The sequence below is a fragment of the Bradyrhizobium genosp. P genome, assembly GCF_049949265.1.
Classification (GTDB): Bacteria; Pseudomonadota; Alphaproteobacteria; order Rhizobiales; family Xanthobacteraceae; genus Bradyrhizobium.
Genome location: NZ_CP188195.1, coordinates 4185302 through 4201209, shown reverse-complemented (window position 1 = coordinate 4201209; position 15908 = coordinate 4185302). Strand labels below are relative to the sequence as shown.

Here is a 15908-nt window from a genome sequence, read left to right as displayed (position 1 = left end):
CTTGGCTCGCAACAATTCCTTAAACGTTGGCTGGAATAATCTTTCGCATATGGATCAGGGCGACCATGAGTGGTTCATACCTGCGTTGCGACGCGGCTACGCTCGTCTTGCGGCCTGGATGATACGCTCAAACAGAGCTACAGAACCGAGCCGATTGCAGGAGCCCACGCGGACAGACGCCCCAAGCAGAGTTCCGGAATTATCACGGCGATTAGAGCCGCCTCGTCCGTAACGGAGCATATGGAGTGAAAGGGCTGTTCATAGCCATGGGCGTTACTGTGACCCTCTACATAGCCGATCAGCAATTCGCTCACGGCCAATACACTGATGCCGTCGAGCGCATGGCGGCTCAAATGAGGCATTCTTTTGGAATATAAAGGCCGCCTCAGTTGGCGGCCGCTTTCGGCTTCCGCTTCGTGTAGGCCCGCCTGGGCCTCGGTGGCGGCGGTGGCGGCTCGAGGATGTCCCTTACTTTGTTGCAGAGAACGATTGCCAGGTGATCCGCCAGCGACGTTTCCTTGAACAGTTGCAGCCCTCGCATGGTGTCGAGGATGTAGCGGGTCTGCGCGCTTTCATCTCTCCGGAAGCCCGGCTGCGCGCCAAGCGTCGGCTAAGGGGAGGAACACCGCTGGCTCGATTCCGACCGTCGCTAAAAAACGATCGATGGTGAATGTCGGATCGAGAGTGAGCACTTCTCGCGCCTCGCTCCTCGCTTCCTCGTGGTGCCCGATACGCACCAGCGCCGCCGCCAAGAACAGGTGACAAATGCTAAAGCGCGGGTTCAACGCAACCGAGCTGCGCGCCGCGTCACGTGCCTTCTGGTTCAGGCCGCTGTGAAGGTAGGATATCGCCAGGGCGTTGAAGGACAGATAGTTCATGGAATCAAAGGGGCTCAGACGAAGCGCCCGCTGTGCGCACTCGATCGCCCGTGCCGTCTCCCCCAAAAAAGACAGGACGAGGGCACTGCAATGGAGCGCAAATATATTGCAACTGCTCAGCATCAGCGCACGGTCGAAAAGGCTGCGAGCCGTTCCGTGGTCATGCTCGTCAAGGGAAATGACGAATCCTGCAATGCCGAGCGCCGTTGCATCGTCGGCGCCACCAGCCACCGCCTCGCGAGCGTGATAAATAGCCGCTCGACAATCTTCTTGTCGAAGTGCCAGGCGGAAGAGGGAATGGTAGCACCAGGCCAGCAACGCGTGTGAGGCTGCATAGTTGGGCTCGAGCTCGATTGCCTTCTCAAGCAGAGGGATCGCCCTTTGCGCATCTTCCACGAGGTGACTGTAGGTGAATGGCAAGGCCCGCAACACCAAATCATAGGCGTCCAGACTCTCGGGACGCTTCCGCGTGGCCCGTGCGATCTCCACCTTACGTAGGTTCGGCTCGATGGCGCCGACAATGCTCATCGTGATTTCATCCTGCAAGGCGAAGATATCCTCGATCAGACGATCGAAGCGGTCGGCCCAGAGGTGAACGCCGGTCTCGGCCTCGATCAATTGCGCGGTCAGGCGAATGCGATTACCGGCCCTGCGCACGCTGCCTTCCAACACATATCGCACGCCAAGCTCTCGTCCCACCCGCTTCACATCAACCGCGCCGCCCTTGTAGATGAAGCTCGAATTTCGCGCGATCACGAACAGCCATTTAATCCGTGACAGCCCCGTGATGATGTCCTCGACCATGCCGTCACAAAAGTAATCCTGCTCACTATCGTCGCTCATGTTTTGGAATGGCAGCACCGCGATCGACGGTTTGTCGGGAAGGGCGAGCGTCTTGGGCACTTCGGCCGCGCGCGCGGGCGCGGCCCCGAGGTTTGCCACGTCAAAGAGGCGCACGGGACGCGCTATATTCTTCAGCAGCACTTCCCCGCGGTCTGTAAAGAAAACGTCCAGCCGGTCGCGAACCTGCTCATATGCGGCCTGAGAAAGCGAAATGCCGCCCACCGCCGCGACGCCCTCGATACGGGCGGCGAGGTTAATGCCGTCGCCCATCAGATCACCGTCGGCCTCTGCGACAATGTCACCCAGATGGATACCGATCCTGAGATCGAGCCGCTGATCGGAGGAAAGGCTTGCGTTGCGCATCTCGGACGTGCGCTGGATTTCGAGCGCGCACCGGGTTGCCGCGACAACGCTCCGAAATTCAGCGAGAAAGCCGTCTCCAGTGTGCTTGAACACGCGGCCATTTTGCGCGACCACCTCGGGATTGATGACTTCGGCACGCAGCGCTCGCAGCCGCGCCAGCACTCCCTCCTCGTCCGTGCCAGACAGGCGCGAGAAGCCGGCGACATCCGCCGCCAACACAGCCGCCAGGCGCCGTTCCACCCGTTCTTGAGCCAAAATCCGATCCCAAAATCGAAACTCAAACGAGTTGATCAAAGCACGGCAGGCTGCGGTCGGGCTAGGGCCAATGTCCGGGTAGGGTCAAAAGTGCGGTTTTGACAGTCCGCCGGCAGCTTCCAGTTTGTTGCCGTGATCGGACGTCGTAGGGGCCAACCGGCACTTCGCATTCGGGATCACAAGCCAATATTCGGCGTGCGACCGGTCGCCGGAATATCTCTGGGTCCACCCCAATTGCCGTCTCGCCGACAAAGTGTGATAATTGAGGTGTTCACCTGGCTATTTTTCAGAAACCTGTAGAGGAGCCGCCCATGTTGCCGATCACTGCAATTGCCAACGATTTCTTTGCCGCTTGCGAGACTGGAAAGGGTTGGGATGTCTGCAAGACGTATTGTGCCCCAAATGCGACCTTCGCCGCTCAGGCCGAACCGCTCGCGAGTATTAGAACTCTTGCGGAATACGCGGATTGGATGAAGGGGTTGATGACGATTATGCCGGACGGCGGCTACGAGGTGAAATCCTTCGCCACCGATGCTGAACGAAACAACGTCGCTGCCTACGCTGTCTTTTCGGGTACTCATACGGGTGTTGGCGGTCCGTGTGAACCGACCGGCAAGAAGACGGCTTCGGATTATGTCTACGTGATGCAATTCACTGGCGACAAGATCAGCCACATGACGAAGATTTGGAATTCGGGTATGGCACTAAAGGAACTGGGGTGGGCTTGAGTGACAACGGCGACGCAGTTGCTGCGTGGCAGCGAAGCGAAGGGCCAAGAACGAACGAGTTTATGATCGAACTCTAGATTGTTCCGAAGGTAGGCTGCGAATGGAAATCAAAACGGGCATTCCCACATCCGGTCTTTGAAAATGTCGTCCGCTTGTTCGAAGAACGGCGCGTCGATCTAGGAAGCACGATCTTAAGCTGGCCGGTACCTGCCAGACCTCACCAGATCCTGGACCCGACCGCGGCCTGACGACTCGGCAGTACGCGCGGCTGTTGTCTGATTGGTCTGTCAGCATTGGGGCCAGCATCGGTCATGCGCGAGTTGGCCTCCGCTGCGGTGATGATCCCAAAGCACAATGCCGTCCGCTTGAAATACGCGCGGACGGCATCGGCTCTAGCCCCAGGAAGGTGATTGCAAAATCCTGACCTTTATGAGTACGCACGACATGCGATAAAGGTTCATGACTTTGGGCCCCGTATGACTACGGGAGATTGAGCGATCCCTGCCGCCACATGGCTTTGTGTCACGCGCTGCGACGCTCGCGACGCACAATCGATTTTATTTGAAGGCAGCGGAACCGTGGCGTAGCGTCATGGAACTGCAGACTCGGTAAATGAGACGGCCTCGGCGGTTCAGCCCCGCGCTGGGGCCGTTTCGTTTTCCGGGCTATGAACCGTCGGATCGGTCGGGTGCCCGGCGCTGGGGTGTCTGACCTGGAGCGATCCTGGCCTACCAGCCCTTAACCCCGCCGGGACCGTTCCCCTCAGGCGAACGGAAGCCATCGCTTGGGGGATGCTCTCGGTAGTCCTGCCGAGAAGACTCCGTAATTGTTCTCGACTCCCCCAGCGCATCAAATCGCGCTTGAGTTTCGCTAACGCTCTCTCCTATCCCCAACGTTTCATTAAAGTTCTGCTCGTCCGTAGTTCTCCGAGCAAGAACAAGCCCGCCCCCTCCTCGGAATCTATGGACCTATAAATTCTCAGCTCCATACCGCTCTCAGAATTCTCATCCAGCGCACCATCGAGGGCTCGTCTTGACTGCCGTCGCTCCGTCAATTGCCAGTCTGTACAAATCTGCATTTCGTCAATTTGAGAACCAGCAGGACCTTGGGTCTGGATAAGTAAGGCCGCCCCCAGTTGGCGGCCTCAGGCCAGCTCGGGTCACGCAGAATTTTCGGGTAATCTATCGGCGCAGATTAGTTAGCCCGCAATTCCCCGGTATTGAAGCAGCGCCAACGACCGCTAGGTTCATTTTCCGTGGCCTTGGGACCACCCAAGTCCCTGGGTTGAGGGGTAATCTTGTCGAAGGAAGAACTCGCCAAAGACGCGGCGGAAATATTTCGGCTGCTACGCGCATTTCGCGCGATCAAGGACCGAGCGGTAAGGCTTCATGTCGTCGAGGCGGTCGAAGCGATGGCAGAAAGCCGCACAGCGCCTGACGACAACGCAGACGCCAAACAACCGGGCTGATATGCCGTAGGAATTCGATAGACCTTAAAAGGTGTAGAGCGCGTCATCCGCAGCGTGCATGATTTCCCAACCCCGCATAGCCAGACGAGGCGCGTTCAGCGTGTCCGGCGCCCCTTCGGTAGCTTGGGAAGTCTGTTAGGATTGAGCCGCGGCGCTGGCTCGCTTGGCGCTGGCGAGCGCTGTTCACTGAAAATGAGCGTTCCTTCTAGGAGCACCCCCGGCACCTGCTCTGCCGTCCCAACGTAAGTACCGATCTTGCCAATGAACGTTCCCTCAAGCCGCAGCGTGAGATCATCGACGCCGAAGATCGTTGCATGACCTTCAGAGTGTCTCTTGAGCGTGACAATGGCCGTGAACCGATCCCCGTCGGTCTCGCACGAGCCGCTGTAGCTCATGATGCTATCGCGACCCCAGATTTTCCCGTCAGCAACATGGGCGATGCCGGTGCCTTCACCGAGCGCGGTCTTGAACCAAGCCGCGTAAGTGCCGTCTTTGAGCATGCGAGGTGCCCTCTCAAGTAAGCAACTGCCGACAAATCAACGCAGCGCCAACAACTCCGAACAGAACGAGCCCAACTAAATTCCTCCAGAAGATGATGGGGTGCGCGCTGCGTGCAATCAGCCGATTGCCGCGAGCACGGAATGAGCCGTCGCGAAACATCAGGAACATCTGCCCAGCGCTGACCAAGAGGATCGCGAGCCCGCTGAGTAAAAGCAAGACCTTGACCACTGTTCGCCTCAGTCTCTAAGCGCTCCCTGCAACCAGGAGATGGATCCCTTTTTGGAATGAACCGCAATCCGGGATTTCCCGGTGTCCCGACTTAACGTTAAGTCGAGAGACAGTCTCAGCTTACTCGCGCTGTCACCGTATATCGTGACACGCTAACCAGAGGCTTCAGCCACTTCGTTACCTCCATGACTGCTCCGGTTGCTTCCGGCTGGAGCGGTTGCCGGGTGGGGCTTGCACCCACTGGAAAGCGCCGCCTTTTCACGGCGCACGCCAGAAGCAGACATCTCCCACGCAAAGGATTCAATCTGCGCCCGCTAATCGGGTTATCGGAAAATGATCATCTATTTCGGGGGCGCCCCGGCGGCAGACGGCCGGCTGATCGTTGGTCGCACCTCGGACGGGAATCACAATCGTCATTCTGCGTTCGCCCGCTTGTCAATCGAACGTCATGAGTCAGGCAATATTTTACATACACGCGATCCTTAAATCCGAACTCATTGACATTCAGGGAGAAGGCCATGCGTCTCAAGCGCAATGTTGGCGTTGCAACTTCTTTGCTGTTCGGCTCCGTGCTGCTGGCGGGACAATCCGCCCCCGCCCAGGCGGCATGCAGCCTGCAGGCAAGCACTAGCAAAATCAAACACATCATACATATTCAGTTCGACAACGTGCATCTGCGGCGCGACAATCCGAATGTTCCATCGGATCTTGAGCAGATGCCTAACTTGCTCAATTTCCTGCAGAACAACGGCACGGTCAGCGGCAATCACCACACGCCACTGATTTCGCATACGGCCGATGATATTGTCACAACACTGACCGGCGTCTATGGCGATAGGCACGGTCAGCCGGTATCAAACAGCTACGGCTTCTTCAAAGCGGGCGGTACGGTCGGCTTCAGCTCCTCGTTCGTATATTGGACCGACCCGGGCCCCGATGGCACGCCGCAAATGGTCAATGAGCACGGCAAGATCGCTCCCGCGCCATGGGTTCCCTTCACCCGAGCCGGCTGTGATGTTGGTGCATTCTCGACGGCGAATATCGAGCTCGAGAACGTAAGCTCCGACATCAGCACCGTCTTCGGCTCGAACTCGCCTGAGGCCGCGGAAGCAGCGAGCAATCACAATATGGCTGTCGCCGATTTCGAGGGCATCGCCATCCATTGTGCGAAGGACAGTCTACTTTGCGCCGCCTCGACCCATGCGGTGACTGACGCTCTTCCGGACGAGCCCAATGGCTACAACAGTTTCCCGGCGTTATTCGGCAACAAGTATGTTGCTCCGGTGATCAATAGCTCCTCGCTGGTCATTAAAGATCTAGACGGTAACCCAATTTCGGACGGGAAGGGCAATGTTGGCTTCCCCGGCTTTAGTCCCTCGGCGTCACAGACCCTCGGATATATCGCAACGATGCTCGAAGCGGGCGTGCCGGTGGTCTATGCCTACATCGCCGACGCACATGACAACCACGCTGCCTTCGGTGCCTTCGGTCCAGGTGAAGCCGGGTATGTCGCGCAGCTCCAGGCTTATGATTCGGCGTTCGCCAAATTCTTTACCCGCCTTGCGAAGGACGGCATCACCAAAGACAACACCTTATTCATCGTGACGGCGGACGAGAACGACCACTTCGCCGGCGGTCCGCCGAGCCCGGCCAATTGCGACGGCATTCATGTGCCGTGCACCTACGCGAAGATCGGCGAGGTCACCACCTTCCTCGATCGACTGTTGGCGAGCCAGCGTGGCAACACGACCCCGTTTGATATTCACTTCGATGATGCGCCCAACTTCTATATTCACGGCAATCTCGGGCAGACCGATCCGACGACGCGCACGATGGAGCACGATGTGGATGCGCTGCAGGTGACGAACCCGATCACGGGCAATAAGGAAAAGATCAACGTCTTCCTGGCCGATCGGGCTGAAATGGGCCTCTTGCACATGGTCACGCCAGACCCGCTGCGCACGCCGACGTTTACCATGTTCGGTAATCCCGACTACTTCAACCAGACTGCCGGCAATACCTCGGATTGCTCGCAGCCGCCGGCATGCGTGGTAGAAAATCCTGGCTTTGCGTGGAACCACGGCGACGTGCAGCAGGAAATTACCCGCACCTGGTTGGGACTGGTGGGACCCGGCGTGCAGCATCTTGGCCGCAATGACGAGGTGTTCTCCGACCACACCGACATCCGCCCGACCCTGCTCCTGCTGGTCCGCCTGAAGGATGACTACACCCATGACGGCCGCGTCCTGGTCGAGTTCCTCGATGATCACGCGCTGCCTCATTCCCTGCAGAGCGAGAACTTCGTCGAACTCGCCCAGCTCTACAAGCAGCTCAACGCGCCACTCGGTTCGGTGGGGATGAACAGCCTCGTTCTTGCCAACCGCTCGATCCTTGCAGACGATACAGTTTACGGCAAATATCTGAAGATCATCGGCGACATTGCTGAGGATCGCGACGAACTGGCCGCCGAGATGAAGAAAGTGCTCACTGCGGCCGCCTTCGAAAATCAGCGGGTTGATGAGCATCAGGAAGAGTTGATTCGCCGGGCTCGCAAGATCATCGATCGGGTGGAAGGTCTTGCCAAAAACGAACACGATCATCATTGAACACGAAACAGACGATCGCAAACCCACTGGCTATGCCAGCGGGCTTTTGCATAGCGGCTGCTGTGGAAAAGCCCCGCAGTCTCGATCGTACACATTCCTCCGCCGCCTGGTCGTGCCAGCGACCGCCTTTGGGATGCTGGGATGGGGTATTGTCGCGCACGCTCAGGTGCGAGTGGAAGGGAAACCGGACGCTGTCCACATCGAGGTAGGTGCGGTGCCGCTCCGACATGTGCTCGATGTGCTGCAGGCCAATTTCAATATGCGTTATCGTACCGGCGATGCACTCGCCAAGCCGATGACCGGAAACTTCAACGGGTCGCTGCACCGGATTATTGTACGTCTCCTCGATGATTACGACTTCGCAATGAAGGTCACGCCGGAGGGCATCGATGTGCTGATTATAGGGCCGAGCGGCAGCAAATCGGTTGTACCGGCACTGCCAGCCATGGCTCCCGCCACGTCACGTTCGCGCGTGATGACGGCGCAGGAGGCGAACCGCTACGAGCGGGAAAACCGGCCTTAGAATAGAAAGTCCCGGGGCGACAGGCGCGCTCAACGAAAAGCCCCGGCCAATCGAGCCAGGGCTTTTTTCGATTTGATGTCCGCTATGCTTGCAGCCATTGACGGAGCTTGTGGATGATCTCCCGCAGGTCGTTCGCGTACTCCTCGATGATCCGCAGAGCGGCTCACAAAACCTCAATACTCGAAAGCACCGCCTGCAACTCTCAGCGGGAGCCTCAGAGATCGATGCCGACCGCGATGTTACCGCCCGTCAATTCGGCAAAGGTAGCTGTGTGCGCGTACAGCTTTGCGAATGCTTCGTCCTTTGCCACTGCCTCCTGTACCTTTCCGTATACTTCCCAACTGGAATAGCGCGTAGAGATAAGAAACTCCCCGGCCCACATACCCGTGTGAAACCGGGAAAGCCGAAGAAATTCAGCACCGTGCTTTTCGAAGATTGCCTTCGCCTGCTTGGCGGTCTTGATCATTTCCTCAGGTTTGCCGCTCTTGAAGCGTGTAAATTGTACAATAGCCATGACCTAATCCCTCCGTTTGGGGGCCCCCCATGGGTACGTCCAGGAGTGGCCGCGGAGATTCGCAGGAACCTGTGATGCAAGGTCCGGGTTGGGTCTTGGTCACGCTGTTGCATGGCACGGACCGGCGCGGTCGAACTCAGGCTACCGCAATCCGATCAATTCGGGCAGATTTTACGGCCGGTCGACCAGAACTCATCCTGACGCAACATCGCGCCCTATGAACCGCAACGGGGCGCGCCAGCGCCCGTATCACGCCCTCACCGCCGCCAGCAGCGGTTTCATCCCGACGATGTTCAGCACGCGTGTCAGATTGTAGCCGAGCACGCACAGTGCCATCTCGGTCGCAACTTTCGGCAGCGTCACGCACAAGAAGTGCGTCGCGCCCATGCGCATCTTCAGTGTGCCGAACGGATGCTCGACGGTCTCGCGGCGTGTGCGCATGGCGTTTGGATTCTTGTCGAGCCGCGCCTGCGCGCGTTCGAGGACGCCCTCGTGCACCCATCGCTTGATACGGCGTCGCGGGTTCGGCACGCACTTCGATTTGAGTGGACAGGTTTTGCAGGCGTTCGTCCAATAGTTGCGCAGCTTCTGGCCATCTTCCTCGTTGGTATAGTAATATTTGAGTTTATCACCGGCCGGGCAGCGATAAGCATCCCCGTCTGGCAGATAAGCAAAGTCCTGTTTGCCGAAGCGCCCCCAAGCCTTCGCGCCCGACGTCATCGGCTTGGGCAACGTCACCGTGATGCCAGATTGCTCGCATGCCAGGATTTCTTCGCCCTTGAAGTAGCCGCGATCGGCGACAACATCGAGCGTGTCGACCCCAAGAACGGCCTTGGCTTGCCGGGCCATGTTTGCAAGTTGCGACCGGTCTGAGCCGCTTGTTGTCACCTCGTGCGCGACGATCAGATGGTTTTCTGTATCGACCGCCGTCTGCACGTTGTAGCCGACGACACCGGAACCACGGCCGCTCGTGGCCATCGAACGGCTGTCGGGATCGGTGAACGATATCTGCTGATCGGGCGATGCCAGGACCTGTTTTTCAATGGCTGCGAGTTTCGCCATTTCAACGGTCAGATTTTCAAGCCGTTCTTTGATCCGCGTCTTTTTTAATTCCAGCGTTTCCGACGGCTCCTGCCGGTCGGCGGTATCGAGCTGAGCGAGATAGCGCGCGACACTCTCCTCCAATTGCGTGCGCCGCCGCTCGACTTTGCCGCGCGTGAAGTTCTTATCGCGATTATTGACGGCTTTGAATTTACTGCCGTCGATGGCGACGCTGGCCGTCGCGAGCAATCCCATCTTGCGGCACACCTCGACGAAGCGCGCGCAGACTTTTTTGATGCCGGGACCATTGTCCTTGCGGAAATCGGCAATCGTTTTGTGATCGGGCGCAAGCCGGGCGAGCAGCCACATCACTTCGACGTTGCGGCCTCCCGAGCGTTGACGAGGTCGCAATCGGCGATGACCGAGTGGCGTCATCATCCAGGGCACCCGCTCAGCAGCCCGACCGGCGAAGCACTCACCCGACACGCAGCCTCGCGTCACCAGGGGACTCGTAAATCACGACCGTTCGGTCATATTGGTTGACCGTCCGCTCAACGCCCCCAAGCGGCGCTAAAGCGGACATCTGTTAACCGGTGCGATGGGCCAACAAGCGAAGTTTGTAGGTATAGTCCGGATAAAAAGGAGGCCGCTCATTAAAGCGGCCACAGAGAGGGTGGAAATGCCGAAGGCATACGGTCCAACCGAGAGGCAAATGCCCCGCTTCTATTGGTTAGGCATTTTCAGTGCGAAGTTAGCGTTGGGCCATCGCGGCCAAAATCGGCCCTGCCTCTCCATCTTCAACACAGGGGGTGATGGTAAGCTCCATCACAACTGCCCATTGCGCATACCATCCGTACATCGCCTTCGCGTCATTGCTCTCGAAGATCGCAAATCCTTGACCATTCATGCCGTGCCAACGGCCGAGCATTTTTACACCATCAGGAGGTGCTCCACCCGTCTCAAGAAATTGTTTGATTGCAGCATTGATCGTGCTTGGCGGTAATTTCCAGTGCGAGATGTACTTCATTGAAATCTCCTATTGGAAAAACACAAACGCCTTGCGGCAGTTTCAAATGAAACACTTATCGGTGACGGTGAATAGGGATAATTTTCAGGCGAGGAAAGAAAGCCGATCGCGAGCGTCCTCGACAAAACGGATGTCCGAGTTGGGTCCATGAGCGGTCGTTCCGACGCCAAGTGGCGACGCGCATTTTGAGACGACTGCTCGCGCAGCGTTCACATTGGCGTGCGCTTAATGCCTGGGCTGTCGCCCGCGGATGCGATCGAAGCCTTGCTTTATGGCAGCGAAGCGGTTGTCGATGATTGGCTCGTGTTCAGTATCGGTGAAAATGTAGGGCCAGTCGTTTTCGATGCCTTCCCGAACCAGTTCGCCGACATAGAGCGGATCGACACCCCTGGATATCCGTTCGCTCAACGCTTTGACAAACTCGGCGATGGGTCCTTCCGCCGGCGGGCTTTCAACAGCGCCGGCGAACCGCTCAGGGAGATTGCGCCGTGAATTCATGATTTGCGTCCGGATAATGCCCGGACACAGAACGGATACCCCGATCCCGCGAGGCGCAAGGACCCCCCGCAATCCCTCGGATAGCGCCACGACGCCATATTTGGTCACGTTGTACGCAGTACTTCCTCCTGGTCCTGCAATCAGCCCGGCGACGGATGCAGTGGAAACGATCTGTCCTCCCTCGCCATGCGCTTCAATGAGAGGGCCAAAAATCTCGATCCCCCAGATCACCGACATCAAATTGACGCCGATAACCCAATTCCAGCTTGCATCGGTCCATCGGCCGTAGCCGCTGCCGCCGCCGACGCCGGCATTGTTGACGAGAATGTGGACCTTGCCATAGCGCGCGACGGTGGCGTCCGCGGTCGCCCGTAACTCTGCCTTGAGTGAGACGTCGGCTCTCACGCCATCAACATCGGCGTTGCTGAGCTTCAAGCCCGATACCGCTTTTGCCAGCGCCTCCTCCTCGATATCGCAGAGCATGACCTTCACCCCTGCCTGCGACAGCGCGGTGGCGATCCCCAGTCCGATACCCGATGCGGCGCCCGTGACGAACGCGGTCCGTCCAGCCAAATCCTTCATGCGCTTCTTTTCCTCCGTACATTTTCTATCTGGCCAGAGCCGCCAATCGTATGTGGGTCTGTGCTCATCGACCGTAGTTACCGGCCGGCAGCTTGGCAACGACGGCTCTCCTATGAGCCGAATAGCTGTAGCGAGAGTATCCCGGCGACGCGCCAATGTCTCAGTTGGGTCATTCGCGACCGAAATGCGATGTCCGGGTTAGGTCCGCTTCTCCCCCAATAGCGACCGGACGGCGGACATCGCGGAACGTCTCAAATGTACCATACGGGTCCATTTCCTCCATATGGTCATCGCTTTGCCAGAGGTTTCCTGGTACTCTACCTTACTTAGGTCGTTAAGAATCCATTTTGATCATCGGCGGGCGATGCCTGTCATTGCAAACGGAGATCACTCATGACGCCTTGGGAAATCCGTACTATCGAGTTGGCGAACTGCAATTGCGCATACGGTTGTCCTTGCCAGTTCAACGCTTATCCGACTTTCGGCAAATGCGAAGCCGTCGTGTGCAATGAGATCACCGAAGGACACTACGGCGACGTCAAGCTTGACGGTCTACGCTTCGGTGGTGTTTTCCAGTGGCCCAAAGCCATTCACGAGGGCAACGGCAAGGCCCAACCTTTCGTCGACGAACGTGCGAGCCCCGCCCAACGCGAGGCGATCCTCAAAATTATGTCGGGGCAAGATACCGATCCATTCGCCACAGTGTTCGCTGTCTTTGCGTCTACCTTGACGGAAGCCTATGACCCAATTTTTGCGCCGATTGAGTTTGATGTCGACGTCGACGCCCGCAAAGGCAGGTTCGTCGTAGCTGGTGTCGCTGAGTGCGTTGGCGAACCGATCAAGAACCCCGTGACCGGCGCTGAGCATCGTGCACGCATCGATATCCCGCATGGTTTTGAGTACGAAATCGCCGAGATGGGAAGCGGGACGGCAACAACGCAAGGAAAGATCCAGCTGAAATTGAAGGACAGCTACGGTCAATTCGCGCGCCTACATTTGAATAACCACGGGGTCGTAAAGAACCGCGCTGTGTAGTCGACCGTGGCACGGGATACGACTGTCACCGAGGCATTGCTGCGTCGCGAGAGACTGCTCGTGCTCGCTGGTCTGCTGCTCATCACGGCGCTTGCATGGTGGTGGGTGGCGATCGGTTCTGGCACGGGCATGAGCGCCTATTCCATGACAACCTGGCGCTTTCCACCACCTTTATACATGGCGAGTGTCGAAATTTGGTCGCCCAGCTATGCGCTCGTCATGTTTTTCATGTGGTGGATCATGATGATTGCCATGATGATCCCGAGCGCGACTCCCACGATCCTGCTCTATGGCCACGCGTATCGCCACGAACAGCGCCAAGGAAAGCTGCCAGCTGGCGCCGTACCGACATTTGTCTTTGTGCTCGGCTATCTTTTGTCGTGGGCCGCATTCAGTGGGGCCGCTACAGGGCTGCAGTGGGGTCTGGAGCGCGTTGCTCTCATTCATCAGATGACGATGTGGAGCATCAATCCCATCTTTACCGCCGCACTGCTAATAGCAGCCGGCCTCTATCAGCTCACGCCGCTGAAGACTGTATGCCTGGAACATTGCCGATCTCCCGCCCAATATCTTGCGCAGCACTTTAGACCGGGCGCCGCTGGCGCATTCCGTCTTGGTTGGAGGCACGGCGTCTATTGTCTTGGTTGCTGCTGGTTCCTGATGGCATTGTTGTTCGCCGGTGGAGTCATGAATCTAGTGTGGATTGCTGGGCTTGCGGTCTATGTGCTTATCGAGAAGATCGCTCCCAATGGGCAGCTGATTGCTCGGATGGCAGGCGCAGCCATGGTGCTCGTTGGCTTGTGGGTGGCAACAGGAACCTACGGCGCCTGAATGAGAAATAGATTGTATCTCCCTGACCGATGGTGATCCGGCATGTCTATTTCGGACCGGCTATCGATACTATTCGACAAACCAAATGGGCGGCGTCCATGACGGCCAGAATGTCTCAGTTGGGTCAAACCGCGACACGGCGCAAAGACCGCGTCATGTCCGTTCTTGCATCGATAGCGGACTCGGTTTCTATTATGTGCGGCTGGTCATATCTTCCAGACTCTAAGGAGCAACTGCTTGCCCCGACTAACCGACCAAGGTTTGCAGAAGATAAACGATCTGGCGCAGCGCTACGGAGTCAGTGTCGACGCGGTGATGACGTTGTTGCAGGCCCTCCTGAACAGCAAAGGCACGATGGCGCAGTTTGACCATCGCGAACTGGGTGGTGCTGGGCAGTGGATGCCGGGCGGCATGACAATGGTCGGCGACATGTTCAATCACGGCCTCAAGGCGAAGGTTGACGGCTTGTGTACGGAGCTATCACAACTCTTGGCCATGCAACCCTTCGTACCATTCCCCGCGAGCTTTCAGTCACAATCACAGAGGCAGGGTGGCGGGCAGCATGAGGGTGGCCACGACGTCTTGGATACGAGATTCGGTCAGCCTATTCGTACCAGAGACACCCGGCCGAGCTTCGGGTCAATGGTGGCCAGTGGAACTAGGATTCCCAAACGGAACTGGCGCGCAGAACCAAGTCCGCTATGCCTATTTCAACCAACCGCATCGATTGGCAGTAGAGCTGAATGGACACGTGACCGTCTACGACACGCTAGATCACCAGATCAGCGGCGTCTCTCAGCAGCAGGGGCGCGGCGGCTCGCTCACCCTTACCAGCCAGCACGGGACGGTTAGTGTCTCAGCTCTGCCGGTCGTCTCGGTGGACGGAATGCAAACCAAGGCTCCGGAACCGCGGGTAGCGCCTGCCAGCGAGCCGTATCGGCCCGACACTAGCCAAGAAACGGACCTTTTCGCGAAAATCGAGCGGCTGGCCGAATTAGAGAAAAAGGGCATTCTCTCATCGGAAGAATTTGCAGCTAAGAAGGCGGAGCTTCTCTCCCGGTTGTGAGCGACTGCCCCTGACACACCCATCAGCGCCAAGTCGTTGTCGTTGGCGGGCGCAGGCGTCCGATATCCACCCCGCGACATGACTAGAAAGAACTGCAGCACACGGTCGATGCGTGGTCTACAACCCAGGCGAACAAGCCGCACACGCTCCGAGGCGATCCGCAGGCTCATTGAGGACGGCTTTCATGATGAGCAACCCCACGCGAGCCGCTCGCGAAACCATTTTCCGGGGCGCACGAAGCAGGCCGGAAACAAACCCGACCTAGCGTTCCCTCATCGGACCAGAGGGGATTAGGTCATGTTGGATTTCATCAACGCCTTGTATCGGGACTATTGCCTGGCTCGCTTGCAGGAAATGCGGAAGCTTGAACCTTCGCACTGAACCATGACGAGCTCGAAGCAACGCCCGATCACAACCGCCATTTTGACGGCGCTGTTTGGACTGTCGCCGGGCAGCCCAAACCAGCCCATCCCAGGAAGGCCGCCGCTCGTTTGGTAGAGTGGCACTGAGCGCTGTTTGCTTTCACTCAGCATCCCGGAGCAAGGCCATGCAGGAAGACAAGGGCATTCAATTCCAGGATCTCGATCAAGTCTTGCACAAAGCTCATCTTCGCCGATCGGCCGATCTGGGCCTCTGGCTGCGTAAGTTTTTTAAGGCTCGCCGCCAGCGCTCGGAAGAAATCAAATTGAAACAGATTACGAAATCGGCCGGTAACGCCAAACCCCTATCGTCTCCACCATTGCTGACCCTGGGAGATTTCAGATGATCGCACTTTCAAAGCCGGCTACCGCTCTCGCCACTTCGCGTCCGGTCTCGCCGTTAGCTATTGTCGTTCTGTTCAGTCTCGTCGGCCTGGCGATCTCTCTTGCCTGCGCGCGATATGGCGTCGACCTCGCGATTGGCATGTAAGCGGCCAGTAGT

Annotated in this window: 15 protein-coding genes and 1 pseudogene; 8 read left to right on the top strand and 8 right to left on the bottom strand. The window is 57.8% G+C overall.

All coding sequences use genetic code 11. The annotated features are described in order from the left end of the window. Positions 1 to 572 precede the first annotated feature (572 nt). Positions 573 to 2339, bottom strand: a complete 1767-nt coding sequence (locus tag ACP2YO_RS20380) for an adenylate/guanylate cyclase domain-containing protein (protein ID WP_426442401.1) — start codon at positions 2337 to 2339, stop codon at positions 573 to 575. Between the two features lie 311 nt (positions 2340 to 2650). Here ACP2YO_RS20380 and ACP2YO_RS20375 point away from each other — a divergent pair, with 311 nt between their 5' ends. Further along, positions 2651 to 3067, top strand: a complete 417-nt coding sequence (locus tag ACP2YO_RS20375; RefSeq protein WP_426442400.1) for an ester cyclase — start codon at positions 2651 to 2653, stop codon at positions 3065 to 3067. Positions 3068 to 4630: 1563 nt separating this feature from the next. Here ACP2YO_RS20375 and ACP2YO_RS20370 read toward each other — a convergent pair. Next, entirely contained in the window at positions 4631 to 5035 is a 405-nt protein-coding gene (locus ACP2YO_RS20370) for a hypothetical protein (protein WP_426442399.1), read from the bottom strand. A gap of 13 nt (positions 5036 to 5048) precedes the next feature. After that, positions 5049 to 5264 (bottom strand): hypothetical protein, encoded by a 216-nt coding sequence (locus ACP2YO_RS20365; protein ID WP_426442398.1) that lies wholly within the window; start codon positions 5262 to 5264, stop codon positions 5049 to 5051. Positions 5265 to 5782: 518 nt separating this feature from the next. Between ACP2YO_RS20365 and ACP2YO_RS20360 the strand changes: the two genes are divergently transcribed. Both ACP2YO_RS20360 and ACP2YO_RS20355 read left to right on the top strand, forming a co-directional pair. Continuing rightward, complete coding sequence (locus ACP2YO_RS20360) at positions 5783 to 7870, top strand: hypothetical protein (RefSeq protein ID WP_426442397.1); 2088 nt, start codon at positions 5783 to 5785, stop codon at positions 7868 to 7870. After that, on the top strand, positions 7842 to 8393 hold the full coding sequence (locus ACP2YO_RS20355; RefSeq protein ID WP_426442396.1) for a hypothetical protein: 552 nt from the start codon (positions 7842 to 7844) through the stop codon (positions 8391 to 8393). The genes ACP2YO_RS20360 and ACP2YO_RS20355 overlap by 29 nt, the downstream gene beginning before the upstream one ends. Positions 8394 to 8607: 214 nt before the next feature. Here ACP2YO_RS20355 and ACP2YO_RS20350 read toward each other — a convergent pair whose 3' ends face one another. The 4 genes and pseudogenes from ACP2YO_RS20350 to ACP2YO_RS20335 form a co-directional block, all read right to left on the bottom strand. After that, a complete protein-coding gene (locus ACP2YO_RS20350; protein ID WP_426442395.1) occupies positions 8608 to 8907 on the bottom strand; it encodes a hypothetical protein in 300 nt (99 codons plus the stop codon). Between the two features lie 249 nt (positions 8908 to 9156). After that, a pseudogene (locus ACP2YO_RS20345) lies at positions 9157 to 10356 on the bottom strand (IS1182 family transposase); the annotation flags it as partial. Between the two features lie 343 nt (positions 10357 to 10699). Continuing rightward, entirely contained in the window at positions 10700 to 10975 is a 276-nt protein-coding gene (locus ACP2YO_RS20340; protein WP_426442394.1) for a DUF3303 domain-containing protein, read from the bottom strand. 225 nt (positions 10976 to 11200) lie between these two features. Further along, on the bottom strand, positions 11201 to 12154 hold the full coding sequence (locus ACP2YO_RS20335) for an SDR family NAD(P)-dependent oxidoreductase (protein ID WP_426442393.1): 954 nt from the start codon (positions 12152 to 12154) through the stop codon (positions 11201 to 11203). A gap of 294 nt (positions 12155 to 12448) precedes the next feature. On the opposite strand from ACP2YO_RS20335, the gene ACP2YO_RS20330 reads away from it, so the two are divergent. Continuing rightward, the gene (locus ACP2YO_RS20330; protein WP_426442392.1) at positions 12449 to 13090 is read left to right on the top strand and encodes a DUF1326 domain-containing protein; all 642 of its coding nucleotides are present in this window, start codon (positions 12449 to 12451) and stop codon (positions 13088 to 13090) included. Positions 13091 to 13150: 60 nt separating this feature from the next. Continuing rightward, positions 13151 to 13921, top strand: a complete 771-nt coding sequence (locus tag ACP2YO_RS20325) for a DUF2182 domain-containing protein (protein ID WP_426442391.1) — start codon at positions 13151 to 13153, stop codon at positions 13919 to 13921. Between the two features lie 246 nt (positions 13922 to 14167). On the opposite strand, the gene ACP2YO_RS20320 is transcribed toward ACP2YO_RS20325, so the two are convergent. Beyond that, positions 14168 to 14362, bottom strand: coding sequence for a hypothetical protein (locus ACP2YO_RS20320; protein ID WP_426442390.1), 195 nt, complete (start codon positions 14360 to 14362; stop codon positions 14168 to 14170). Between the two features lie 310 nt (positions 14363 to 14672). On the opposite strand from ACP2YO_RS20320, the gene ACP2YO_RS20315 reads away from it, so the two are divergent. The 3 genes from ACP2YO_RS20315 to ACP2YO_RS20305 all read left to right on the top strand — a co-directional run bounded on the left by ACP2YO_RS20315 (position 14673) and on the right by ACP2YO_RS20305 (position 15896). Further along, entirely contained in the window at positions 14673 to 14987 is a 315-nt protein-coding gene (locus ACP2YO_RS20315) for an SHOCT domain-containing protein (protein ID WP_426442389.1), read from the top strand. A 547-nt stretch (positions 14988 to 15534) separates the two neighbouring features. Then, positions 15535 to 15753, top strand: a complete 219-nt coding sequence (locus tag ACP2YO_RS20310) for a hypothetical protein (protein ID WP_426442388.1) — start codon at positions 15535 to 15537, stop codon at positions 15751 to 15753. Further along, positions 15750 to 15896: a hypothetical protein gene (locus ACP2YO_RS20305; RefSeq protein ID WP_426442387.1), complete on the top strand. Its 147-nt coding sequence runs from the start codon at positions 15750 to 15752 to the stop codon at positions 15894 to 15896. The genes ACP2YO_RS20310 and ACP2YO_RS20305 overlap by 4 nt, the downstream gene beginning before the upstream one ends. Positions 15897 to 15908 lie beyond the last annotated feature (12 nt).